This window comes from Aestuariivivens sediminis (genome assembly GCF_022662105.1).
GTDB classification, from domain to species: domain Bacteria; phylum Bacteroidota; class Bacteroidia; order Flavobacteriales; family Flavobacteriaceae; genus Aestuariivivens; species Aestuariivivens sediminis.
In genome coordinates this window covers 619,562-643,139 of sequence record NZ_JAKMCP010000003.1, presented here as the reverse complement: position 1 = coordinate 643,139, position 23,578 = coordinate 619,562, and the positions used below count along the sequence as shown (strand labels likewise).

Below are 23,578 nucleotides of genomic sequence, written 5' to 3'. Positions count from 1 at the left end.
AATGCATAAAATAGATATTGAACTGGTAGAAATGACGCTAGATGTTATGAAATATGCCATTGATCGAATTTCATCTACCAACCCCAAAATTGGGAAACCCAAAAAAGAAGAAGCCCTTAAAGCTTTGGTTGGTGAAACGATCACCAAAGAAGGAATAGGTGGCGAGTATGCTTTTAATCTTTGGAAGAATTACTTAATGAAGGCCACTGTTCCCATAGACCACCCAAGACATTTGGCATTTGTCCCTGCTTCTCCAACGCGGGCAGCCATCATGTTCGATTTGGTTACTTCAGCGTCCAGTATTCATGGGGCCTATTGGATGGAAGGGGCTGGTGGCATTTTCTGTGAGAACGAAGCCATGAAATGGATTGTGTCCTTAACGGGATTACCGGAAGGGGCCTTTGGAGTATTTACCAGTGGTGGTACCGCTGCAAATCTATCCGCTATAGTTACGGCAAGGGAACATTGGCGGGAGGATGGAACCTATAAAGGAGAAAAGGGATTGATCATTACTTCCATTGGCGCACACTCTTCTATTAAAGCCATGGCCCAGGTAGCCGATGTTGACATTTTATTGGTAGATTCGGAGGAAAAACTTACAGGAAGTGATCTTCGGCAGACCATAGACAACTTAAATCCTCATCAACGCAAGCGTTTGTTTGCGGTAGTGGCGACTGGAGGGACAACCAATGCGGGGATTATAGATGACCTGGAAGGTATAGGACACATTTGTAAAAATGAAAAATTATGGTTCCATGTCGATGCCGCTTATGGTGGTGGTGCTTTGGCAGCAGATTCGGTGAGACCTTTATTTAATGGCATAGAACAAGCCGATAGTATCACCATTGATCCGCATAAATGGATGTTCTCCCCATATGACTGTGGCGCCGTTATTTACAAAGAACCGGATTTGGCTAAGCGGGCACATTCACAAGAAGGCTCCTATCTGGAAATCTTTAAAGACGAAGGTGCTCAAGGGTTTAATCCTGCCGATTATCAAATACAATTGACAAGAAGGGTAAGAGGCCTGCCCTTATGGTTTTCACTGGCCACTCATGGTACAGATAAATATAAAGTAGCGGTGGAACGTGGACTGGAATTGGCTCAAATTGCAGGTAAATTGATAGAAAAAATGTCACATGTCGAATTGGTTAGGGAACCGAGTCTGTCTTGTGTGTTATATCGAAGAATAGGATGGTTGCCAGAGGATTATAAACAGTGGACCTATGAAAATCATAAAAAAGGTTTTGCTTTAGTTGCACCTACCAAGTGGAAAAAGGGAGAAGATTTTGAAACCGTATCTCGCTTTTGCTTTATAAATCCGCATACCACCAAAGAAGATATTGAGGATATTTTAAATTCCATGATCTAAAAAAATAAAAAAATAGTGAATCGCATCTCGTCAATCTAAAATCAATTATTACTTTTGCGCATGCAACACGATAAGGTATTAATTTTAGACTTCGGATCGCAATATACCCAGCTTATTGGGCGTCGAGTTAGAGAACTCAACATTTACTCCGAAATACATCCATTTAACAAAATTCCAACTAAAATCGAAGAGTATAAAGCCGTTATACTTTCTGGAAGCCCTTATTCTGTAAGGGGTAATGAGGCTTTGCATCCCGACTTATCCGATATTCGTGGTAAAACACCCCTTTTAGCAGTTTGTTATGGAGCACAATATTTGGCGCATTTTTCGGGAGGCGAGGTGGCACCATCCAATACCCGAGAATATGGTCGGGCCAATTTGTCTTTTATAAAACAAAATGAAATCTTCTTTAAGGGAATACATGAGGGGAGTCAGGTTTGGATGAGCCATAGTGATACTATTAAAGATTTACCTGCAAACAGTATCTTGATGGCCAGTACTAATGATGTTAAAAATGCGGCATTCCGCATTGAAAACGAACCCACTTATGCCATTCAATTTCATCCTGAAGTCTATCATACGACGGATGGCAAACATTTACTCAAAAATTTTCTAGTTGATATCGCCGGATTAAACCAGGATTGGACTCCGCAATCTTTTGTAGAAGAGACCGTTGAGGCACTTCAAGAGAAATTAGGAAATGATAAAGTCGTCCTCGGACTATCAGGTGGTGTTGACTCTACTGTAGCGGCGGTTCTACTGAATAAAGCTATCGGTAAGAATCTTTATTGTATTTTCGTGAATAACGGATTACTTCGGAAAAACGAATTTCAAAATGTATTGAATCAATATGAAGGCATGGGGCTTAATGTCAAGGGAGTGGATGCTTGCGATAGATTTTTGGAAGCTTTGAAGGGGATTCATGACCCTGAGCGAAAACGAAAAGCTATAGGGAATGCATTTATTGAAGTTTTTGATGATGAGGCCCATAAACTGGAAGACGTACTTTGGTTGGCCCAGGGGACCATTTATCCTGATGTAATAGAAAGTGTATCGGCTACCGGAGGCCCGTCGGCTACCATTAAAAGCCATCACAATGTAGGGGGGTTACCTGATTTTATGAAACTCAAAATTGTTGAGCCTCTTAAAGCACTATTTAAGGACGAAGTAAGAAGGGTCGGTGCTACTTTGGGCATTGATCCGGAACTTTTGGGACGACATCCCTTTCCTGGTCCCGGTTTAGGCATCCGTATATTGGGCGATATCACCGCCGAAAAAGTACGTATCCTTCAAGAAGTTGACGCGATTTTTATAAATGGTTTAAAGTCCTGGGGACTCTATGATAAGGTTTGGCAGGCAGGAGCAATGCTATTGCCCGTAGATAGTGTTGGTGTTATGGGTGACGAACGTACTTACGAAAAGTGCGTGGCACTAAGGGCCGTTGAAAGTACCGACGGCATGACTGCCGATTGGGTCAATTTGCCCTATGAGTTTCTACAAAAGACCTCAAATGATATAATAAATAAAGTAAAAGGCGTTAATAGAGTAGTATACGACATAAGTTCCAAACCACCAGCTACCATAGAATGGGAGTAGTTTGGATTGTTTTTTCAAACCTTTTTGTCTATAGAATTTACTTTTATTAACTATTTTTATGGCTTCAAGGATTTGATCGTATCAAGGACACCGTGAGTAAAAAGGTATTAAAAATTGGTATGATGGATGTTTTGGCACATTATGTGCGTGGTAATTACCCATACCGAATAACATCCCAAATGCAAAACACATACGTATATAAACTATTTACAAATGGTTTAACAAAGCAAAAGCTAATGAATAGGTTAATCATTTCTTCGATTTTAATAGTCTTATTTTCAATAACTGTAACGGCACAGAACTTTAGTACCCATAAGGTTAAAAAGGGAGAAACCGTTGAGGACATAGCCGATTTATATTTTGTAACCCCCTTTGATATTTATAGTTTAAACCCGGATGCCAAAACAAAACTTAAACCCAATACCATTTTAATTATCCCAATTTCAAAATCTAAGAAGCCTAAGATCACTAGGGTTAAGGAATTGGATGGATTTAAGAATCACAGGGTTAAGAAAAAGGAAACCTTGTATAGTTTGGCTAAACAGTATGAGGTTACAGAGGCCGATATAAAAAAATATAATACTTTTTTATATGCCAATCCATTGCGGAAAGGAGATAAACTTCAAATACCAATATTTAAAATTACCGAGGTCGTTGAAGAATTAAAACCAACAAAAACCTATAAGGTATTGCCAAGGGAAGGTAAATGGCGTATAGCCTACAAATATGGCATAACCATCAAGGAATTGGAGGCCTTAAATCCAGATATGGGTGAAGTTTTACAAGAAGGCCAAGAAATTAATGTTCCAAATCTCGAGACGAATAAAGAAAAAGAAATTGATGACCGATTTAGTTATTATAAGGTATTGCCAAAAGAAGGTTTTTATCGGTTAAAGGTAAAATTAGGAGTTACCGAGGATGAGTTGGAAGCCCTAAATCCCGGATTAAAAGAAAGTGGTTTAAAAGTTGGAATGATTTTAAAAATCCCATATTCTAAAACCTATTCATTAGGGGAGGAAAGAGACCGTATTAATCTATTGGACAGTATTAGCGATTTTTCACAAAAACATATTGCAGTCATGTTACCCTTTCGATTGAATAGGGTAGACTATGATTCTATCGCCGGAACAAAAAGAAGTATAAAAAAGGATCCTTATTTAAACGTGTCTTTAGATTTTCATTCGGGAGTGTTAATGGCTATCGATTCTTTAAAAAAATTAGGGATTTCACTTAAGGTTGATGTTTATGATACTAAAAATGAAATCGGAGAAATATCGAGAATTATAAATCAACATGATTTTGAAGATGTCGATGTTGTTATAGGTCCATTGGTTTCCAATAATTTTGATAGAGCGGCCACCGAATTGCAAAGGTACAACATACCCATAGTGTCACCTACCAGTTCCAATTTAAGATTATTGGATAATGTATTTCAAACCAGAGTTCCAGATGAGTTGCTTAAAGATAAGATTATACGATTTGTAAGATCCGATACCTTAGCAAAAAATATCATTGTTATTGCAGATTCCAAGAACCAAAACATAGCCAATGAATTAAAGCAGGAGTTCAATCGGGCCAGAATAGTATATTCACGTAAGGATAAAGAAGGAAAGGATAGTTTTTATGTTATTAAAGAGGATATTGAACAGGTTTTGAAAGCCGGTGATAACTTGGTGTTTTTAGAAACTCAAAATGAAGGATTTGCCTCCAATGCCATAAGTATTTTGGCTTCTTTAATTAAGAAGGAGGATTTAGAAGAAGGTATTGAAGAAACAAAAATCAGGTTGATAACAACAAATTATAATAATGCTTTTGAAGGAGATGAGATATCTAATCAACACCTTTCCAAACTTCAATTCCATTATGCCAGTGGTGCAAGAGTATATAACGAAAATGACCAAAGTCTTTTTGTAAAAGCGTATGAAAAAAAATATTTTGTAATGCCGAGTAATCGGGCTGTTAAAGGCTTCGATTTAACCATGGATCTTGTGTTACGATTAGTGTCTTCTGAAGACTTATATGCTTCGGTTAACCAATCACCATTAACAGAGTACCTCGAAAATAAATTTGCATACAAAAAGAAACTGATTGGAGGGTATTATAACGAAGCTTCGTATTTACTTAAACATGAAGACCTTACGGTTGTTGAAGTGAAATAATAAGTATATTTTATACGGTTTTGGTATACTTCTCAACTTTCCTTTAATAATGTCTAAATTAATTCTTTTACTTTTTTGATTCTTTTGTATTCAGGAAGAGCATGGTATGGTATGGCATGAAAGTCAAAGTTTAATGGGGTTTGATTTTAAGGGAATAGCTATAAAATTAGGAGATGCATTCGCCTTTACCACTTCTGGTATAACCTTTAAATTTTTATAAGACAACAAGGAACTCAAGTGATAGCTATACAACCTAATGTAGAAGCCCATTTCTGTCCTCGTCCATCTTGGTATAAATGGGAACAGGTTAATAACCATATTTTAGGAAATGAACAATTACACTATAATATAACTGAATTAAATGCTGGGAAATTTAGAAAAAAGATTAACGAATTATCATGAGAAAACCATATCAATCAACAATAAAAAAAACGCACAAAAGTAGTTTAAATATCTGGGCTGTATCCCGGGATATGTAAGATGATGAAACCCACTTTTCAAGAGATTGTGAAAACCTATTAATTGGACAAAAAACTTTTAAAAGCGTACGCGATCAGTTTAAGGCGTTTACGCATCAAAATTCAAAATAATGACTCCAAACAAAGCATTTCTTATAGAATTGGCACATACAAAAATGCCCTTTGATAAATACAAAGGCCGTTACTTAATAGATTTACCGGAATATTATGTGATTTGGTTTCACAATACAGGGTTTCCAAAAGGAAAACTGGGTGATATGTTAAAAGAGGTCTATGAACTAAAGTTAAACGGACTGGACAATTTGGTGAGAACTATTCAAAGTCAATACCGGAAATAGTATCAGATAGTTTTGTTTATTGTTGTTGATAAAGTGCGATAAATTACTAAAAACTTATTCTGTTATAACTGTTTTAATTTTGTAAATTTGCTTGCGTTTATAAGCGCATCATGACAAGTACTACAAAATACATTTTCGTAACAGGAGGGGTATCCTCGTCTTTAGGAAAAGGAATAATAGCAGCATCTTTAGCGAAATTATTACAAGCCCAAGGGTATCGTGTTACCATTCAAAAATTTGATCCCTATATCAATGTTGATCCAGGAACATTGAATCCTTATGAACATGGAGAATGTTATGTAACGGAAGATGGTGCAGAAACCGATTTGGATTTGGGACATTACGAGCGTTTTTTAAATACTTCAACAAGTCAGGCCAATAATGTCACTACGGGGCGCATATACCAAAGTGTCATACAAAAAGAGCGTCAAGGTGAATTTTTAGGAAAGACAGTTCAGGTGGTTCCCCATATCACGGATGAGATTAAAGAACGCATACAAATATTAGGTAATTCGGGCGATTATGATATTGTTATTACGGAAATTGGTGGAACTGTAGGCGATATTGAATCTTTACCATACATCGAGGCCGTTCGTCAATTGCGATGGGATTTAGGTCATAAAAATGGTATCGTTATCCATTTAACGCTGGTGCCTTATTTATCGGCTGCCGGAGAGTTAAAGACCAAGCCGACACAACACAGTGTAAAAACCCTCATGGAAAGTGGAATCCAGGCAGATGTTCTGGTTTGTAGAACAGAACATGATTTACCTGTAGAATTGCGCAGGAAACTGGCATTATTTTGTAATGTTAAGGAAGATGCCGTGATTCAATCTATTGATGCCTCGACAATATATGATGTCCCTAATTTAATGCTGGAGGAAGGCCTGGATAAGGTGGTGCTCAGAAAGTTAGGTTTGGAAAGTAAAAAACCTGATTTTAAGCGTTGGAACGAATTTTTAACACGACATAAAAATCCCAAGACCGAAGTTAATATTGGTTTGATTGGAAAATATGTTGAATTGCAGGACTCTTATAAATCTATTTTGGAATCTTTTATTCATGCAGGTGCAGAAAATGAGGTGAAAGTAAATGTGGAGGCCATACATTCCGAGTATTTAAACACAGATAATATAAAATTAAAATTATCACATCTGGATGGTATATTAGTGGCACCGGGGTTTGGAGAGCGCGGTATTGAAGGTAAAATAGATGCTGTAAAATATGTTAGAGAACACCAAATTCCATTCTTTGGAATATGTTTGGGCATGCAAATGGCTGTTATCGAATTTTCCCGTAATGTTTTAGGAATTTCGGATGCCGATTCAACTGAAATGAACCCCAATTCTCCAAATCCGGTTATCGATTTAATGGAAGAACAAAAATCTATTACAGATAAAGGTGGAACTATGAGGCTGGGAGCATGGTCTTGTAATTTAAAAAAGGGAAGTAAGGTTTACAATATCTATAAGGAAGACACCATAAAGGAACGTCATAGACACCGATACGAATTTAATAGTCAGTATAGGGCGCAAATTGAAGCGGCAGGTATGATTGCTACTGGATTGAATCCGGAAACGGGCTTAGTTGAAATTATAGAAATACCTGAACACCCTTGGTTTATTGGAGTACAGTACCATCCGGAATATAAAAGTACGGTAGCGAAGCCTCACCCTTTATTTGTAGCATTTATAAAGGCGGCATTAAAACACAAGATAAAACGTAAAGGTGTCAGTATGGCACAAAATTAAGTTTGGTTAGCTTATTGCTAAGCTAATTGCATTCCCTAAAAGGTAGTTGAGCAACGTCTTGGTGGCTGGGAGGTATCGATACCGGGGATCATTTTTATTGATTCAGAAACATATGGAAGAAAAGAAATTAGACATTAATTCTATAATAGGGTTTGTCCTTATTTTTGGAATTTTAATGTATATGCTTTGGCAAAATCAACCAAGGCCAGAAGAACTTGAAGCTCAAGAAGAAGCGAAGCAAGAACAGGTTAAAGCAACGCAACAAACTGAAGAACCGGATCAGCAAGTACATATAACCAGCACGGAATTACCCTTAGGGGAGACTACAGATTCATTGCAATTGGTAAACATGCAAAATAAATGGGGTGCGTTTGCTTACTCAGCTATGAATTCATCGGATGCTGAGACCAGTATAGAAAATGAGCTTTTGGCCTTAAAATTTAGTAATAAAGGGGGGTATCTTTCTGAAGTGAAATTAAAGGAGTTTGTCGATTATAACGATAAGTCCATTTATTTAATTAAAGAAAATAATGCCAATTTCAATATAAATTTTGGGACTACGGATAGTAGAATTTTAAACACCAAGGATTTATATTTTGAACCTACAATATCAAAAAATGAGGATCATACGATTGTTTCCATGAAGCTTAAGGTTTCCGAAACTAAATTCTTGGAATACCGTTATAACATCCAACCAAATAGTTATATGATTGGTTTTACGGTACGCTCTCAGGGATTGAACGATGTTGTCAACGGTTCGCAGGATATTGTACTGGATTGGGACCTCAAAGGCTATCGTCATGCTAAGAGCATATCCTATGAAAATAGGTATACAGATATCCATTACGAATATGAAGGGGGAAAAGATGACTATACCGGAGCGAGTGATACCGATGAGAATATCCAAGATGTAAGTTGGATTGGTTATAAACAGCACTTCTTTTCGTCGGTATTGCTTACCAATCGCCCATTCAAAACCGTACGCATTAAAGCTGAAAATTTAGTGCAGGATGAAGATGTTGATACCCTTTATACTAAAAATTTTGCAGCACGTATCCCCTTAGAATTGGAAGGGGGAGAGTTCAACCAAAACATGGACTTGTTTTATGGCCCTAATGATTATAAAGTAGTAACAACATTTAATAGAAATTTAGACGAACTCATTCCATTTGGGTGGGGTATTTTTGGTTGGATAAACCGCTACGTTTTTATGCCATTATTTGGTTTTCTGGGTAGTTTTTTACCTTATGGTATAGCCATAATTGTTATGACCATTTTGGTTAGAATTGTGATGTCTCCGGTGACCTACAAGTCTTATGTTTCGCAAGCTAAAATGAAAGTTATCAAGCCAGAGATTACTGAGATCTCTGAAAAGTATAAGGATAATGCCATGAAAAAGCAGCAGGAAACTATGGCCTTGTACAATAAAGCCGGAGTGAGTCCTATGGCTGGTTGTCTGCCGGCTTTAATGCAGTTACCTGTATTTTATGCCTTGTTTCAGTTTTTCCCCTCAGCCTTCGATTTAAGACAAAAAAGTTTCCTATGGGCGGAGGATTTGTCGTCTTATGATACCATTGCTGAATTACCGTTTCGTATTCCACTTTATGGAGATCACGTAAGTTTGTTCCCCATATTGGCATCACTGGCAATTTTCTTTTACATGCGCATGACAACCGGTCAACAAATGGCTTCGCAACCTACCCAGGAAGGGATGCCGGATATGGGTAAGATGATGAAATATATGATTTATTTTTCACCCCTAATGATGTTGGTTTTCTTTAATAATTATGCTTCCGGTTTGAGTTTGTATTATTTTATATCGAACTTAATTACAATAGGTATTATGTTGGTAATTAAGAATTACATTATTGATGAGGATAAAATTCATGCTAAGATTCAAGAAAATAAAAAGAAACCTAAAAAGGAAAATCGGTTTCAGCGAAAAATGAAAGAGATGATGGAGCAGGCGGAAAAACAAAAGCAGGTACAAAAACGCAAATAATAACAGAAGAGAAACCAAAAGCTGTCATTTATTTGACAGCTTTTTTGTTTCAAATAATTTAAATATCTTTTTCACGTTCTTGTATGTAAATCTTTTTCGTATGACTTATCAAAACATTATTATCATTTTTACGCTACTGAACGTTGGTATGTCCTGGGCTCAAAGTATAAACCAATTTGATGCCGATGGTGAGCGACATGGCCGGTGGTTAAAACGTTATGATGGTACTAAAGTGTTACGATATGAAGGTGAGTTTTTTCATGGAAAAGAGATTGGGACTTTTAAATTCTATAAGAATGATGAAGGAAAACCTCTTTTAGCAGCTACAAAGACTTTTAATGACTCGGATAATAAGGCCTCAGTACAATTTTTTAATGATCATGGCAAACTCCTGAGTGAAGGTATCATGAAAGGTAAAGCTTATATAGGAACATGGACTTATTATCAAAATAATGGACAAGATCTTTTAACCGTAGAACATTATGACCATAATGGGAAATTGAATGGAGAACGTTTGGTATACTATGATAATGGAGAGGTGGCCGAAATTCAACATTATAATGGAGGACTATTAGATGGTAAATCAAAGTGGTTTTCGGAAGACCAAATAGTCTTAAAGGAATATATTTATGTTAATGGAGAACTTCATGGACCGGCTAAGTATTTTGATCCAAAAGGAGCACTTATCGCTGAGGGAGAATATAAAAAAGGAAAGAAAACAGGTATTTGGAAATTTTACGAAAAAGGAAAGTTGGTTGAAGAAAAAGATTTTAACTATAAGCCGAAATACATTAAAGTAGATGGTAAATACAAGAAAGCTCCTCACTAATGAGGAGCTTCTTTTTCATAAACAATTTTGAGAGAACAATTAAATTGTCTATGATCATCAACAAACCAAACTAAAAAATGAACTCTTAAGGCATCGGTGGTAAAATGACTTCGTCAATAACATGTACCACTCCATTGATAGCCTGAATATTAACTAAACTTGTAACAATATTCGACACACGATTATTGGCATCGGTAATGGTAAAATTGTTGGTATCAACAGTAACATCCCCTCCAAGGGTTGAAACCATTCCCGATTGCAACTGACTTGATTGTACGTTGGCATTAACAATGTGATATAATAATACCGCATCGATCGTGCCTGTGGGGATATCTGTGAGTGCCGTTTCATTTAGATAATTCAATGCTGAACCAAAAGCCGCATTTGTTGGAGCAAAAACCGTAAATGGACCCGCTTGGGAATCGGAGACGGTATTTATATAGGGAACTGTAGGGGATCCGGTGTCGGCATAGACCAAGGCATCCACTAAAACAGATAAAGCATCATTTGAAGTGGCAAATGTGGCAATAGTAGGTAAAGTGATTACTTGGTCCACGGCGTGAATAACACCATTAGACGCTACAATATCGGCTTCTGTAACCTCAGAAACACCGTTAAATACGACACCATCGGTAGTATTAAAATACAGACTCAAATTGTTCATGCCAGGTCCTGTGGCCAGAGTAGTCGTATAACCTGATCCCAATCCTACAAGGTCTGTGGATAAAACCACTGCATCCAAAACGTGGTTTAACAACACATTGACGAGGTCATCACCGGTAGGTATGCTGGACAGCGCTGCGAAGGCATCGTTGTCCGGCGCAAAGACGGTATAGGTCCCTGAAGAACTTAATGCATCGGTTAAATCAGGTGTAAGCGCCCCTACTAAAGTGCTAAAACTAGGGTTTGAGACTGCAAATGTGGCAATAGTGGGCAATCCAATAACTTGATCTACGGCATGAATTGTACCATTTTTAGCTAAAATATCGGCACCGCCCTGTAACACGGATGACGATCCATTAAATGTTACACCGTTGCTTGTATCGAAATAAATACTCATTTTCTGGCCTCCTGAACCATCGGCATTCGTTTTGGCATATCCTTTACTGGCTGAAATTAAATCTGTTGATTTTACATCAGCAGAAATCACATGGTTCAATAGGACCTGTTGCAAAATTGAAGAATCGATGTCAGAAATTTGGTTCCAGTTAGGATTACTGGCAAGTAAAGCCTGAAATGCGCTGTTGGTAGGAGCTAAAAGTGTATATGGTCCATTACCATTTAAAAGGGTCGCCAAATTTCCATCGGCATGGCCAAGAGCTTCAACCAGCGCGCTAAAATCCGGAGTGAGAAGTGCAATTTCTGTAATGGTTAATTCTTCCGTATTAATAGGCTCGGGAGCATCATCATTACTACAGGAAACATGTAACACAGTAAGTGAGAAAAAGAGCAGGATAATTTTAAGTACATTAATAGATTTCATAGTTTGAATATTTAAATTGTTCAACAAAAATAATAAAAAGTTAAACAATAATCCAAATTTTGTTTATTAAAATTAACTTAAAATTAAACAAAAATATAATTTAATGTTTTTCTATACCCTTTTATTGGAATACATTTTTCCTATAATATCTGTATCTTTGCAGTCAAATTTGGTTATGAAACGGGTAGTAATAGGACTTTCGGGAGGGGTAGATTCTAGCGTTGCGGCTTATGTACTGAAGCAGCAAGGTTACGAAGTCATTGGCCTATTTATGAAAAATTGGCATGATGATTCGGTGACGATATCCAATGAATGCCCGTGGTTAGATGACAGTAATGATGCGATGCTGGTGGCCGAAAAATTAAAGATTCCTTTCCAGACCGTTGATTTAAGCCAACAATATAAGGCACGCATTGTCGATTACATGTTTCATGAATATGAAAGGGGTAGAACGCCAAACCCAGATGTTCTTTGCAACAGAGAAATTAAATTTGATGTATTCATGAAAATAGCCATGGAGCTAGGTGCGGATTATGTTGCTACGGGTCACTATTGCAGAAAAGGGACCCTTATGAAAAATGGCCAGCCTATTTATCAATTGCTTGCCGGTATGGATAAAAATAAAGACCAGTCCTATTTTCTGTGCCAACTATCACAAGACCAATTGGCGAAATCGCTATTTCCCATTGGTGAATTGACTAAACCCCAAGTTCGTGATATCGCTGCCAAATTGGATTTGGTAACTGCTGAAAAAAAGGATTCCCAGGGATTATGTTTTATTGGGAAAGTTAAGTTGCCCGATTTTTTGCAACAGCAATTAAAGCCCAAAGAAGGACTCATTGTTGAAATTCCAAAAGATCAGTCTATGTTTAAAAACATGGAAATGCGTTTTGACTCTGAGGAGCACAAATTAGAATATTTATCACGGAAATTAAAATATAAAGTGACTGATGGCAAAGTGGTAGGAAAACATCAAGGAGCGCATTATTTTACAAAAGGACAGCGCAAAGGGTTGGCCGTAGGAGGAACACCTGATCCTTTATTTGTTATCGATACGGATGTAGTTGAAAACGTTATTTTCACAGGACAAGGTAAGGAACATCCCGGCTTATTAAAAAAAGCCTTATTTGTGAGCAATGATGAATTACACTGGATTCGAGAAGATCTGGCACTTGTAACTAATGAAACTATGAGCGTTTTAGCGCGAATACGGTACCGACAAGCCTTGGAAAAGGCAATCTTGTATAAAGTAGAAGACGGACTTTATGTTGAATTCGAAAATTATCAATCTGCCATTACCGAAGGACAATTTGTGGCCTGGTACTTACATGATGAGCTTATAGGATCCGGCGTAATCTCATAGGATTTGAAGGGCGATTCGATCCCATGCCTATTGTATAAAAATTTCTCATTAAGGATTTGACCATAATTTTTATCCTAGTTATAAAATCCCTAAATTTCAAATTTAGAAGTTTACCACCTTATGACGAACAGGATTACCCAACTTTTTAAGATAAAATATCCCATAATTCAAGCCGGAATGGTATGGAACAGCGGCTGGCGTTTAGCTTCTGCGGCTAGTAATTCAGGTATTTTGGGTCTAATTGGATCGGGATCTATGTACCCCGAAGTACTTCGAGAACATATTCAAAAATGTCAACAAGCCACACATAAACCTTTTGGTGTTAATGTGCCTCTGTTATATCCCAATATTCAAGAGATTATGGATATTATTGTTGAAGAAGGTGTGAAAATAGTCTTCACCTCGGCAGGAAACCCTAAAACTTGGACGACTTGGTTAAAAGAAAAAGATATAACCGTTGTACATGTGGTTAGTAGTGTAAAATTTGCATTAAAAGCGCAAGAAGCGGGAGTTGATGCGATTGTAGCAGAGGGCTTTGAAGCGGGGGGTCATAACGGGAGAGATGAAACTACTACATTGACATTACTGCCTATGGTTAAAGAGCAAATACATATTCCCTTAATTGCAGCGGGAGGTATTGCCACGGGACAAGCCATTTTGGCTACAATGATATTAGGGGCAGATGGTGTCCAGATAGGGAGTCGATTTGCCGCAAGCGTAGAGAGCTCTGCGCATCAACGCTTTAAGCAAGCCATAGTTGAGGTTAAAGAAGGTGGAACCCAATTGACCTTAAAAGAATTGGCTCCGGTGCGTTTGATTAAAAATAAGTTCTATGATCAAATCCAGAAGCTCTATAAAACGGGACCGACGGTCGAACAACTTAAAGCACTACTTGGAAGGGCCCGAGCCAAAAAAGGTATGTTTGAAGGCGATTTGGATGAAGGAGAGTTGGAGATAGGTCAAATTTCCGGATTAATCCACGATATTAAACCTGTAGCACAAATTGTTGAGGACTTGTTAAAAGAGTTTGAAGCAGCAAAAAGTCGGGTTCTTGAACTTTAGCAAGCTTTTTTAATATGGCTGGAAAATTGGGCGAAGAATGGTTTATAACAGCGACAGAATATGTTTCTCAATCATCCTTTTTAAGGACTTCATGTGGGTCATCCGGACTAAAGTCAATTTTATAAAGTCTGCTGGACCCGTTATCATATCTGTTTAATTCGATCAGCAGTTCCTCAAGGTTCACTGGGTTATCAAATTGAGCATTGGTGTTATCCCGTTTACTTGTAAAATAGAGGGTATTGGTTTTGGTATCAACGAACGGGCAATAATCCATTTTGTCAGAATTGATTGTGTCGCCCATATTTTTAGCCTTTGTCCATTGATTTCCAATATTATAACTAATATAAAGATCACCACTACCATAACCATCAGTCCTGTTATAGCAACCAAATATCAAATAAGATTCATCTGGGGCTATAAAGGCGTTGTATTCGTAGCCCTCCGAGTTAATACTATCCGATAATGCCACGGGTTCAGAATACCCCCCGTTATCATATTCACTAAAATAAATATCATCCTTTCTTTTTAAAGTAGTGTTATCCCGTGTAAAGTAAAGATTTCCATTTTTCGAAAGGGACGGGTAGAATTCGCCATGCTCTGTGTTTATTGGAAATTCCATGTTTTTTGGTTCAGACCATTCGGAGTTTAGGGATTGACGTTCTGTGTACCAAATATCAAAATCTTTGGGGTCGTTATAGTGTGAAAATAAAGGTCGTGTGGACACAAAATAAAGCCTTAACCCGTCCTTGGAAAAACAAGGTTCTAAATCAAAATACTTTCCGGAAAAAGGTGCAATTTGTAATTTCCCCCAGACGTTATTTTCTTTTTTCAAAGAAATAATAGCAGAAAGATTTCCCATTACGCTTTGAGCGGTAAACATAATTTCATTCCCGTCGGGCGACATGGTCAAGTCTCTGACATTGGGAAATTCCTTTAGATATCCTGGTAAATATGGTTCCGCTAGTTGTGATTGAGAAAAGACAATACTATTGATCAATAGTATACCTAATAGATTCAAGTGTGTCATCTTTTATTGGGTTCATGTTAACTGCTCTAACCATGGCTAAAGATAACAAAAAAGGGGAAAATTTTACTTCCCCTTTTTAAATATCGAAACCTTTAAGCTGTAGTATTATTTTTAATCCCTATAAAATAAAAGCTAAATGTTTCTATATATATTTTAATAAATATCCGTTCTTAAAAACTTGGGGAAATCTTAACTATTGTCAAATTTATAAAAATAAAACTTTGGTTTTAAGTGGGTTGCAAAAATTTATTAACAAATCGTAATGGGTATCGGTCAAATCTTTTATTAAAACTTGGTTATAACCAAGGTGTAAAGTTTATTTTTGTTTGATGCTTATAAAAAATTACACCAAAGAGTTTAGATATAATTGGCAACTGGCAGCACCAGTTATGCTAGGTATGTTAGGGCATACCTTTGTTAGTTTTATAGATAATATTATGGTGGGGCAATTAGGAACTGCGGAATTGGCAGCGGTATCCTTGGGCAATAGTTTTATGTTTATTGCTATGTCTTTGGGTATTGGTTTTAGTACGGCCATTACACCTTTAACTGCCGAAGCAGATTCGGCCAAAGATTTTTTAAAGGGAAAATCCGCTTTTAAACATGGACTGTTTTTGTGTACGGTTTTAGGGGTATTGTTGTTTTTGATGGTTTTTTTTGCCAAACCCTTGATGTATTTAATGAATCAACCAATTGAAGTGGTAGTGTTAGCCATTCCATATTTAGACTTGGTGGCCTTTTCTTTAATTCCATTAGTGGTTTTTCAAGCTTTTAAGCAATTTAGCGATGGCTTGTCCATGACTAAATATCCCATGTATGCTACAATTTTGGCAAACATCGTTAACGTGTTACTGAATTATGTTCTCATTTTCGGAAAGTTCGGTTTCCCGGAATTGGGTATTGTTGGAGCTGCTTATGGGACCTTGGTATCTCGATTTATTATGGTAGGGTATTTATGGTATTTATTAAAAGGAAAGGAAAAATCGAAAGATTTTGTTACTCACATTAAATTTTTTGTTTTAAACAAATTAATGCTGAGAAAAATAATAAACTTAGGAGCACCGAGTTCCATGCAAATGTTTTTTGAAGTTGCCATTTTTACAGCAGCCATATGGTTAAGTGGCCTGTTGGGGAAGAATCCGCAAGCTGCCAATCAAATTGCACTAAATTTGTCTTCTATGACCTTTATGGTTGCAATGGGTTTGAGCGTGGCATCCATGATTAGAGTGGGAAATCAAAAGGGATTAATGGCTTATTTTGAGTTACGGCGAATAGCATTTTCACTATTCTTTATGGGAACCTTGTTTGCCATAAGCTTTGCGGTGCTTTTCTTTGCATTTCATAATCAACTCCCTAAACTGTATGTTGATTTTGATGACCTTAAAAATTTAAGTGATAACACCACCGTAATAGAAATTGCCTCAAAATTGTTAATTGCAGCAGCTATTTTTCAAATCAGTGACAGTCTACAGGTTATTGTATTAGGGGCCTTGAGAGGATTACAAGATGTTAAGATACCGACCATAATAACCTTTATTTCTTATTGGCTGATTGGATTTCCGGTGAGTTGGTTTTTTGGAAAGGAAGAGGCCTATGGTAGTTTTGGAATTTGGATGGGTTTGCTGGCCGGTTTAACAACTGCTGCTATTTTATTGTATATTCGGTTTAATTATTTGACTAAAAAGTTAATTTTGTCCAACAACTAATTCAGAATGAATGGCCTTACCAAAATTTATATTAGGGGATAACACTGAATACCCCAATGCTATTTTTGTAATACATACCGAATTTCCGAGATTTATTATCAATCTGGAAAATGATGAGGTGGAATGGTTTGAAGATTTTGATGAAGATGATAAAAAGGAACTCGATACCGAAACAGAGTATGCGATCCGACTGGCTACCCAGTTTTATGATGATGAAATAGCGAAATATGAAGAATAAATTATCTTATGCTTGACCACATTTTAGAGTACGACACCGAACTTTTTTTATACCTAAATAATCTAGGATCTGAAACCTGGGATAACCTATGGCTATTAATCACCAATAAATTGATATTTGGTAGTCTGTATGGGGTGTTATTGTTGTATTTTTTTTACAAAAAGTTCGGTTTAAAATCCGTAATTCTTTTAGTTGTCGTGGCGGCATTAATGCTAACATTTACAGATCAGGTCACGAATATTTTTAAACGTGGCTTTGAACGTACACGACCTTGTAGGACCGAAGGGGTCATGGAGTCTATGCGGTTTATTGCCGTACGTTGCGGATTATACGGTTTTTTTTCAGGGCATGCTTCTAATTCCATGGCAGTTGCCGTTTTTGGAGGCTTGTTGCTTAGACCGCAACATAAAAAGCTTATTTATGTGTTGCTGAGCATTAGTTTACTGGTTGCTTATAGTAGAATTTATGTAGGAGTTCATTACCCATTGGATGTATGCTGTGGATTGTTGTTCGGTGTGATTTCCGGAATCCTATTTTATAAACTAGCGAGCTATTTATTATTGCTTTTGAATAGACCTAAAATTAATATTAACTGATGAGAGTCTTAGTAACCGGTGCAGCTGGTTTTATTGGTTCCCATGCTGCTGAAGCACTTAATGCTTTAGGTCATGATCCTGGGTGTGGATAATTTTTCATCGCACTATGACGTGGCGTTGAAGAAGTTAAATGCTGCTAGTCTAAAAGCACAAAATATTCCCATAATACACAAAAATTTAAATGATTCCAATCTTGCCGAAAGGTTACCGAAAGATTTAGATTATATATTTCATTTTGCTGCTCAACCCGGAATTTCAACAACGTCTACATTTAATGATTATCTGGAGAATAATGTTCTGGCCACAAAAGCATTAGTGGATTATGCCTTGGGATTGTCGAATTTAAAATTGTTTATAAACATTGGGACCTCTTCAGTATATGGCCTTGAGGCTGCTTTTAAAGAAGATGTTCCCCCAAAGCCGGCCTCCTTTTAAGGAGTAACTAAATTGGCAGCAGAACAATTGGTGCTTCAGCAAAGCAGAGAAGAAAAGCTAAGATCGTGTTCTTTGCGTTTATATTCTGTAATTGGACCCCGTGAACGCCCAGAAAAGATGTTTGCCAAATTAATTGCTTTAGGGTTAGAAGGAAAACCATTCCCATTGTTTGAAGGTAGTGACAAACATTTGAGAAGTTTTACCTATGTTGGAGATATAGTGGAAGGCATAGTAAGTGTTATTGGAAAAGAATCGATTTTAAATGGAGAAATAGTTAACCTGGGAACCGATAAAGAGTATACTTCACAACAAGGTATTGAGGCCGTGGAACAGGCTATTGGTAAATCCATTCAATTGAACATTATGCCAGAAGGGCTGGAGATCAATTTCGAACCAGAGCCGTTATAGATAAAGCTAAAACGCTGCTCGACTACAATCCGACAACAACGCTTTTGGATGCTGTGAAGTATCAGGTAGGGTGGTACAAGGAAAATTTTTTATAAAATTAGAGTTTATAGAGAAGTTAGGATTTAATAATTCCAAGCATATAATCCGCTGCAGCAAAAGGAGTTGTTTTGTTTTGTTCGATTAAATCCAGTTGTTTTTTTAATTCCGTTTTGATGATGTCTAAATTGAAAAAGTTGGAAGTTAACTGTGATTCTATGGTTTGAACCAACCAAAACTTATTTTGTTCTTGTCGTTTCTTGTTAAAATAGCCGCTCCTTTTGGTAAAATGAACGTATTCTAAAATGTTATCCCAAATGGCATCAATGCCTTCATTGTGCAAGGCGCTGCAGGTGGTAACATTGGGCTGCCAACCTGAAACTTTTTTAGGGTAAAGGTGAAGTGCTCTGCTAAATTCCATTTTAGCCAACTTAGCCTGTTTTAAATTGTCTCCATCCGATTTATTAATGGCTATGGCATCTGCCATTTCAATAATACCTCGCTTGATACCTTGTAGTTCATCACCTGCTCCGGCCAATTTTAAAAGCAGAAAAAAATCGACCATACTGTGCACGGTGGTCTCGCTTTGCCCAACTCCAACGGTTTCTATGATAATGACGTCAAACCCGGCAGCCTCACATAGAATTATACTTTCTCTTGTTTTTCTGGCAACCCCGCCAAGCGTATTTCCCGATGCCGATGGTCTTATATATGCATTTTTATCTTTAACCAGGTCTTGCATCCTCGTTTTATCTCCCAATATGCTCCCTTTGGTAATTGAACTACTAGGATCTACAGCCAGCACTGCAACCCGTTTTCCAAGAGCGGTTAAATGTTTACCAAAGGTTTCAATAAAAGTACTTTTTCCGACACCCGGTACTCCAGTAATACCAATGCGAATAGACTTGTTCGCACGTGGTAAGCAGGCCTTAATCACTTGTTTAGCTCGTTTAAGGTGCTCGGGGTTTTTACTTTCAATAAGCGTGATCCCTCTACTTAATGCTACAATTTTCCGGTTTAAAATATCTGTAATTAGCGCATCTACATCTAAAGAGGTTTTTCGTTTATTCTTTAAAGAGTTGATCGATGCTGCTTTGGAATTTTCTTGTTCAGAAAAGCCATTATTGTTATCTTCTGAAACCGATGTTGTTTTTTTAGCCACCTGAAATCGATTGTTTGACTAATTTACAATTTTAGTTTTAAAGTTTGTATCAGGATTTAATAGTTAGTGTTCTATAGTGGATTAAATCCATAATTCCTTTGAGTTTTCCAAGATTTGTGCAAAACTCAAGGTTATTTCAGGGGAACCTCAATTTTAACATTATCCCATGCCATAGTTAAAAATAAATTATCAGTAGAATTATCAAAAGCTATGGTAAATTGTTCTACGGTGTTATCTATTTTTTCAACCGGTACAACAACATTTACGACATCATATTTAGGTTCACGAAGGGCTTTTAAGGTTTCGTGGTCTACGCCCCATTCATATTGTTTGGAGTTAAAAATGACTTGCCACGCTGTATCGTTTGGAATAGTCCATAATGTATACTTACCGGCATTTAGTGAATCGGTTCCTATTTTAAGGGTTTTGTTGGTAGCAAATGTTGTCGCTTCATTTGCACCGGTTCGCCATACTTCGTTATAGGGCACTAAAGCTCCAAAAATTTCTCGCCCTCGTTTTGAAGGCCTGTTGTAAAATACTTCAAGTTTTAAATCATCGACTTTAAAACTAACTGTTTTTTTGGGACTTTTTCTTTTTTGGAACCCGTCGTTGAGATAGGAGTAAACAAAAATACCAACAGCAACAATAATTAATATTGCCATTAGTCGTTTAAAAAGGGTATTCATATTGAGCAATTTTTGGAGCTGTAAATATACTTTAATTAGACGCAATCTATAAATTACAAGGGCATATTTATTTAGCTTTGTTATATTTTAAATAAAATTCACTGTTTTTGCAACACATTCATTTTTGTGTCGTCTTTTAATACGAACTAACTGAAATCAAAAAGTAGACCAAAGCATGTTTCACATTGGGATTATTGAAAAATGTAAACAAAATAATCGCAAGGCACAACTGCAGTTATACAACCAGTACTGCGATGGGATGTATATTGTGGCTATGCGGTTTTTGAACAATCCAAATGATGCTGAGGATGTGGTACAAGAAGCTTTTATTAAGGCTTTTACCAAATTGAATCAGTATAAGGCTGAGGTTACTTTTGGAGCTTGGTTAAAACGTATTGTTGTCAATAAAAGCATCGATTTCTTAAAATCTAAAAAACAAAGGATGGTTGAATTAGAAGACGTGCACTTAAAAGTTATTGACGCTAATGTAGACGACAAATGGTTTGTAGACGATGCAACAACATTAGAAGATGTTAAGGGTGCAATAAACAAGTTACCAGATAAATACAAGTATGTGGTTATGCTTTACTTAATTGAAGGTTATGATCACCGGGAAATATCGGAAATTATGAACATATCTGAGGTATCATCCCGAACGCAATTATCCAGGGGAAAATCAAAATTAAAAGAACTGTTAACACGCAAAGGCTATGGCACAGGATATAAGGAAAATGTTTAAAAACGATAAAATTTCGAGCTTAAAAATGCCAGATAATCACCAGGTAAGGTTTCTTGAAAAATTGGACAAAGCCTTACCGGAAGCCAGGCGAAAGCCATTTAAATGGTACAATATAGCGGCCAGTGTGGTATTGCTTTTGGGCATAGGTTATGGTGCTTTTACTCATTTTTTTTCATCTGATGAAGGTTCTTTAACCCATGGAAGTCAACCCTCTAAAATCAAAACTTTAGGTGATGTGTCGCCGGGATTAAAAAAGGTTGAGGATTATTATTTAGCCAGTATCAATTTAGAACTTTCAAAAATAAAATATACTCCGGAAACCAGAGATTTATTTGACGGTTACTTAAAGCAACTCGAAGAACTCAATAAAGAATACAACCAATTATCAAAAGAGTTGACCGAATTAGGGCCCACAGAGTTAACGGTTAATGCCCTTATAGATAATTTGAAACTTCGTTTAAACTTATTGTATCGTCTTAAAGAACAATTAAATGTCTTAAAAACAACAGAAACTGATGCTGATTTACAAACACAATCAGTTTAAAACATCAATCACAAAATGAAACAGTCAATTATATTATTAAAGCTATTACTACTGTGCTGTTCTATGCTCACTACATTATCGGCACAGGAAAAATTAATCAAAGTATCTCAATCCATAAAGGTGGATAAAGATGTTACTATTGATTTAAATACGAGCTATTGCAATATAGAATTTGATACCTGGAATAAGAATACGGTAGAGATCGAGGCCTATATTGAAGGTGACGATTTGAGCAGGGAAGCATTAGAAAAAGCGTTGGAAAACTGGGTGGTTGAGGTGGATGCCTCAACGGGATCGGTTACCATAAATACTAGAGATAAGGCACATGGCCCATGGGACCATCCGTTTAATCATCCGGATGGTGAGGCAGTCCAAGCCATCTTAGAAGAACTGAAGTTTGAATTGGCAGACTTACCAGAAATAGATTTCGATTTTAATTTTGAAATGCCTGAAATACCCGAAATGCCAGACGTTCCACCGGTCCCGCCAATGCCGCCAATGCCCGAGTTACCGGAATTGCCGGAGGGAATTAACAATTTTCAGTTTGATTATCAAGCATATCAAAAAGACGGAGATAAATACTTAGAGGAATATACCAGACAATTCGAATCAAAATTTGGTAAGGATTTTGAAATGAAAATGGAAATCTGGGAGGAAAAGTTCGGTAAGGAGTGGGAAGAAGAATATGCTAAGCAAATGGAAGCCTGGGGAGAGCAGTTTGGAGAACACTATGGCAAGCAAATGGAAGCCTGGGGGGAACGGTTTGCGGAACAAATGGAACAACGTGCCGAGCAGCGTTTAAAACTGAGGGAAGAACAGAAAAAGGCTCGTGAAAAACTTAAGGAATCTCGTTCAGAACACGAAGCAGAAATAATGAAAGAACGTCAAAAGGTACGTGAAAAACTGCATGAAAAACGTGCAAAACTAGCCGATGAACGGCGAATTAAAATAGAGCGATTGGTTCATGGAGAATCACATTCAAAGTTTAAAAAGACCATTAGGATTAAAATGCCCAAAGGGGCCCAATTAAAACTTAATGTGAAACATGGCGAATTAAAATTGGCAACAAGCATCAATAATTTAAAAGCGGATTTGTCATATACAAATTTTATTGCCCAAAGCATTAATGGAAGTCGAACTTCCATTAATGCTACCTATTCCCCAGTTCGAGTGAGTCACTGGGATATCGGGGAGCTTAACTTAAACTATGTAGCGCATGCCAATTTGGAAAATGTAGGACAAATGGTCCTCAATGCTAACTCATCCAATATTAAAATTGACAATCTGAAAGGCAATGCTATTATAAATGGAAGTATTGGCGATTTGCAAATTTTGAACATCGAGGATACATTTACTAATTTAAATGCCATTCTGCACAATACCAATGCGGTTATTTCACTTCCCAAAGTGGGATATAGTCTTCAATATAAGGGGGATCGCACACGATTTAGTCACCCTCAAAAATTGACCAAGGAGAACGATACCTCATTTTCAATAGGTGATTTGAATTCCGGTAAGAGCATTGTTATAAATGCCAAATACAGCACCGTTAACATGCAGTGATTAT

20 protein-coding genes and 1 pseudogene are annotated in these 23,578 nt (G+C 37.0%); 17 read left to right on the top strand and 4 right to left on the bottom strand.

The window, feature by feature from the left end:
* Nucleotide 1 precedes the first annotated feature (1 nt).
* The 7 genes from MR054_RS10850 (at nt 2) to MR054_RS10820 (ending at nt 10,526) form a co-directional block, all read left to right on the top strand.
* The gene (locus tag MR054_RS10850) at nt 2–1,372 is read left to right on the top strand and encodes a pyridoxal phosphate-dependent decarboxylase family protein (RefSeq protein WP_242157876.1); all 1,371 of its coding nucleotides are present in this window, start codon (nt 2–4) and stop codon (nt 1,370–1,372) included.
* A 60-nt stretch (nt 1,373–1,432) separates the two neighbouring features.
* On the top strand, nt 1,433–2,968 hold the full coding sequence (guaA, locus tag MR054_RS10845; protein ID WP_242085351.1) for a glutamine-hydrolyzing GMP synthase: 1,536 nt from the start codon (nt 1,433–1,435) through the stop codon (nt 2,966–2,968).
* A 236-nt stretch (nt 2,969–3,204) separates the two neighbouring features.
* Entirely contained in the window at nt 3,205–5,127 is a 1,923-nt protein-coding gene (locus MR054_RS10840; RefSeq protein ID WP_242157875.1) for a LysM peptidoglycan-binding domain-containing protein, read from the top strand.
* Between the two features lie 589 nt (nt 5,128–5,716).
* Nucleotides 5,717–5,944 carry a DUF3820 family protein gene (locus MR054_RS10835; RefSeq protein ID WP_242157874.1) on the top strand — a complete coding sequence of 76 codons (228 nt, stop codon included), beginning with the start codon at nt 5,717–5,719 and terminating at the stop codon, nt 5,942–5,944.
* Nucleotides 5,945–6,054: 110 nt separating this feature from the next.
* Nucleotides 6,055–7,695, top strand: a complete 1,641-nt coding sequence (locus MR054_RS10830) for a CTP synthase (protein WP_242085348.1) — start codon at nt 6,055–6,057, stop codon at nt 7,693–7,695.
* A 112-nt stretch (nt 7,696–7,807) separates the two neighbouring features.
* Nucleotides 7,808–9,697, top strand: a complete 1,890-nt coding sequence (yidC, locus tag MR054_RS10825) for a membrane protein insertase YidC (protein WP_242157873.1) — start codon at nt 7,808–7,810, stop codon at nt 9,695–9,697.
* A gap of 100 nt (nt 9,698–9,797) precedes the next feature.
* A complete protein-coding gene (locus MR054_RS10820; protein WP_242157871.1) occupies nt 9,798–10,526 on the top strand; it encodes a toxin-antitoxin system YwqK family antitoxin in 729 nt (242 codons plus the stop codon).
* A gap of 85 nt (nt 10,527–10,611) precedes the next feature.
* On the opposite strand, the gene MR054_RS10815 is transcribed toward MR054_RS10820, so the two are convergent.
* Nucleotides 10,612–12,009 (bottom strand): fasciclin domain-containing protein, encoded by a 1,398-nt coding sequence (locus MR054_RS10815; protein WP_242157870.1) that lies wholly within the window; start codon nt 12,007–12,009, stop codon nt 10,612–10,614.
* Nucleotides 12,010–12,184: 175 nt separating this feature from the next.
* On the opposite strand from MR054_RS10815, the gene mnmA reads away from it, so the two are divergent.
* Together mnmA and MR054_RS10805 are read left to right on the top strand one after the other, a co-directional pair.
* A complete protein-coding gene (mnmA, locus tag MR054_RS10810) occupies nt 12,185–13,372 on the top strand; it encodes a tRNA 2-thiouridine(34) synthase MnmA (protein ID WP_242157869.1) in 1,188 nt (395 codons plus the stop codon).
* A gap of 120 nt (nt 13,373–13,492) precedes the next feature.
* On the top strand, nt 13,493–14,434 hold the full coding sequence (locus tag MR054_RS10805; protein WP_242085343.1) for an NAD(P)H-dependent flavin oxidoreductase: 942 nt from the start codon (nt 13,493–13,495) through the stop codon (nt 14,432–14,434).
* Nucleotides 14,435–14,501: 67 nt separating this feature from the next.
* Here the strand turns inward: MR054_RS10805 and MR054_RS10800 are convergent, their stop codons facing one another.
* Nucleotides 14,502–15,461 carry a TolB family protein gene (locus tag MR054_RS10800; protein WP_420868340.1) on the bottom strand — a complete coding sequence of 320 codons (960 nt, stop codon included), beginning with the start codon at nt 15,459–15,461 and terminating at the stop codon, nt 14,502–14,504.
* Nucleotides 15,462–15,790: 329 nt separating this feature from the next.
* Here MR054_RS10800 and MR054_RS10795 point away from each other — a divergent pair, with 329 nt between their 5' ends.
* The 5 genes and pseudogenes from MR054_RS10795 (at nt 15,791) to MR054_RS10780 (ending at nt 18,844) form a co-directional block, all read left to right on the top strand.
* Nucleotides 15,791–17,167 carry an MATE family efflux transporter gene (locus MR054_RS10795; protein WP_242085341.1) on the top strand — a complete coding sequence of 459 codons (1,377 nt, stop codon included), beginning with the start codon at nt 15,791–15,793 and terminating at the stop codon, nt 17,165–17,167.
* A 10-nt stretch (nt 17,168–17,177) separates the two neighbouring features.
* Nucleotides 17,178–17,405: a hypothetical protein gene (locus MR054_RS10790; RefSeq protein ID WP_242085340.1), complete on the top strand. Its 228-nt coding sequence runs from the start codon at nt 17,178–17,180 to the stop codon at nt 17,403–17,405.
* A gap of 8 nt (nt 17,406–17,413) precedes the next feature.
* Nucleotides 17,414–18,001 (top strand): phosphatase PAP2 family protein, encoded by a 588-nt coding sequence (locus MR054_RS10785; RefSeq protein ID WP_242157867.1) that lies wholly within the window; start codon nt 17,414–17,416, stop codon nt 17,999–18,001.
* Entirely contained in the window at nt 18,001–18,093 is a 93-nt protein-coding gene (locus MR054_RS16740) for an NAD-dependent epimerase/dehydratase family protein (protein ID WP_338081519.1), read from the top strand. Before MR054_RS10785 ends, MR054_RS16740 begins: the two co-directional genes overlap by 1 nt.
* Nucleotides 18,074–18,844, top strand: a pseudogene (locus MR054_RS10780) (NAD-dependent epimerase/dehydratase family protein). The gene MR054_RS16740 and the pseudogene MR054_RS10780 overlap by 20 nt, the downstream one beginning before the upstream one ends.
* Before the next feature lie 115 nt (nt 18,845–18,959).
* Here MR054_RS10780 and meaB read toward each other — a convergent pair.
* Nucleotides 18,960–20,042, bottom strand: coding sequence for a methylmalonyl Co-A mutase-associated GTPase MeaB (gene meaB, locus MR054_RS10775; RefSeq protein WP_242157866.1), 1,083 nt, complete (start codon nt 20,040–20,042; stop codon nt 18,960–18,962).
* Between the two features lie 131 nt (nt 20,043–20,173).
* Nucleotides 20,174–20,728, bottom strand: coding sequence for a DUF2911 domain-containing protein (locus tag MR054_RS10770; protein ID WP_242157865.1), 555 nt, complete (start codon nt 20,726–20,728; stop codon nt 20,174–20,176).
* A gap of 175 nt (nt 20,729–20,903) precedes the next feature.
* Here MR054_RS10770 and MR054_RS10765 point away from each other — a divergent pair, with 175 nt between their 5' ends.
* From MR054_RS10765 to MR054_RS10755, 3 genes are read left to right on the top strand one after another with little or no spacing between them, the layout of a single operon-like run.
* Entirely contained in the window at nt 20,904–21,467 is a 564-nt protein-coding gene (locus MR054_RS10765; RefSeq protein ID WP_242157864.1) for an RNA polymerase sigma factor, read from the top strand.
* 25 nt (nt 21,468–21,492) lie between these two features.
* Nucleotides 21,493–22,011: a flagellar basal body-associated FliL family protein gene (locus MR054_RS10760; RefSeq protein WP_242157862.1), complete on the top strand. Its 519-nt coding sequence runs from the start codon at nt 21,493–21,495 to the stop codon at nt 22,009–22,011.
* 15 nt (nt 22,012–22,026) lie between these two features.
* Nucleotides 22,027–23,574: a hypothetical protein gene (locus MR054_RS10755; protein ID WP_242157861.1), complete on the top strand. Its 1,548-nt coding sequence runs from the start codon at nt 22,027–22,029 to the stop codon at nt 23,572–23,574.
* Nucleotides 23,575–23,578: the final 4 nt, after the last annotated feature.

What these genes read in the sequence shown, in the direction of transcription:
- MR054_RS10850 (WP_242157876.1), top strand. Translation starts at nt 2, where the DNA reads ATGCATAAAATAGATATTGAACTGGTAGAAATGACGCTAGATGTTATG.
- guaA (WP_242085351.1), top strand. Translation starts at nt 1,433, where the DNA reads ATGCAACACGATAAGGTATTAATTTTAGACTTCGGATCGCAATATACC.
- MR054_RS10840 (WP_242157875.1), top strand. Translation starts at nt 3,205, where the DNA reads ATGAATAGGTTAATCATTTCTTCGATTTTAATAGTCTTATTTTCAATA.
- MR054_RS10835 (WP_242157874.1), top strand. Translation starts at nt 5,717, where the DNA reads ATGACTCCAAACAAAGCATTTCTTATAGAATTGGCACATACAAAAATG.
- MR054_RS10830 (WP_242085348.1), top strand. Translation starts at nt 6,055, where the DNA reads ATGACAAGTACTACAAAATACATTTTCGTAACAGGAGGGGTATCCTCG.
- yidC (WP_242157873.1), top strand. Translation starts at nt 7,808, where the DNA reads ATGGAAGAAAAGAAATTAGACATTAATTCTATAATAGGGTTTGTCCTT.
- MR054_RS10820 (WP_242157871.1), top strand. Translation starts at nt 9,798, where the DNA reads ATGACTTATCAAAACATTATTATCATTTTTACGCTACTGAACGTTGGT.
- MR054_RS10815 (WP_242157870.1), bottom strand. Translation starts at nt 12,009, where the DNA reads ATGAAATCTATTAATGTACTTAAAATTATCCTGCTCTTTTTCTCACTT.
- mnmA (WP_242157869.1), top strand. Translation starts at nt 12,185, where the DNA reads ATGAAACGGGTAGTAATAGGACTTTCGGGAGGGGTAGATTCTAGCGTT.
- MR054_RS10805 (WP_242085343.1), top strand. Translation starts at nt 13,493, where the DNA reads ATGACGAACAGGATTACCCAACTTTTTAAGATAAAATATCCCATAATT.
- MR054_RS10800 (WP_420868340.1), bottom strand. Translation starts at nt 15,461, where the DNA reads ATGACACACTTGAATCTATTAGGTATACTATTGATCAATAGTATTGTC.
- MR054_RS10795 (WP_242085341.1), top strand. Translation starts at nt 15,791, where the DNA reads ATGCTTATAAAAAATTACACCAAAGAGTTTAGATATAATTGGCAACTG.
- MR054_RS10790 (WP_242085340.1), top strand. Translation starts at nt 17,178, where the DNA reads ATGGCCTTACCAAAATTTATATTAGGGGATAACACTGAATACCCCAAT.
- MR054_RS10785 (WP_242157867.1), top strand. Translation starts at nt 17,414, where the DNA reads ATGCTTGACCACATTTTAGAGTACGACACCGAACTTTTTTTATACCTA.
- MR054_RS16740 (WP_338081519.1), top strand. Translation starts at nt 18,001, where the DNA reads ATGAGAGTCTTAGTAACCGGTGCAGCTGGTTTTATTGGTTCCCATGCT.
- MR054_RS10770 (WP_242157865.1), bottom strand. Translation starts at nt 20,728, where the DNA reads ATGAATACCCTTTTTAAACGACTAATGGCAATATTAATTATTGTTGCT.
- MR054_RS10765 (WP_242157864.1), top strand. Translation starts at nt 20,904, where the DNA reads ATGTTTCACATTGGGATTATTGAAAAATGTAAACAAAATAATCGCAAG.
- MR054_RS10760 (WP_242157862.1), top strand. Translation starts at nt 21,493, where the DNA reads ATGCCAGATAATCACCAGGTAAGGTTTCTTGAAAAATTGGACAAAGCC.
- MR054_RS10755 (WP_242157861.1), top strand. Translation starts at nt 22,027, where the DNA reads ATGAAACAGTCAATTATATTATTAAAGCTATTACTACTGTGCTGTTCT.